The 278-nt window shown below is 62.2% G+C and carries 1 pseudogene; it reads right to left on the reverse strand.

The window, feature by feature from the left end:
- Positions 1 to 278, reverse strand: a pseudogene (locus B7449_RS18525) (ParB/RepB/Spo0J family partition protein); the annotation flags it as partial.

Raw genomic sequence — 278 nt, forward strand, 5'->3', positions numbered from 1 at the left:
TAACGGCCGTCCTTCCCGGCTTCACCGAACAGATCTTCCTGCCAGGCGATCCGGCAGCTTTTTGCAATGGCGTCATCGAACGAGGCCTCGATTGCATAAAAACGGTCCTGCCGCAGGGCTGATGCAATCCGGTCCCAATCGGGGATGGCAGCACCGGGTTCCCAATTTCCGTCGGGCAGTTGCGCGCCCTCATCTTCGCAGGCTTCGACATCCTCGGGCGGCTCCGCGCCAACCGGAAACCCGAAATGGCCCCAGACCTGTTCCTGCAGCGCGGTGGA

This window comes from Komagataeibacter intermedius TF2, from assembly GCF_000964425.1.
Classification (GTDB): Bacteria; Pseudomonadota; Alphaproteobacteria; order Acetobacterales; family Acetobacteraceae; genus Komagataeibacter; species Komagataeibacter intermedius.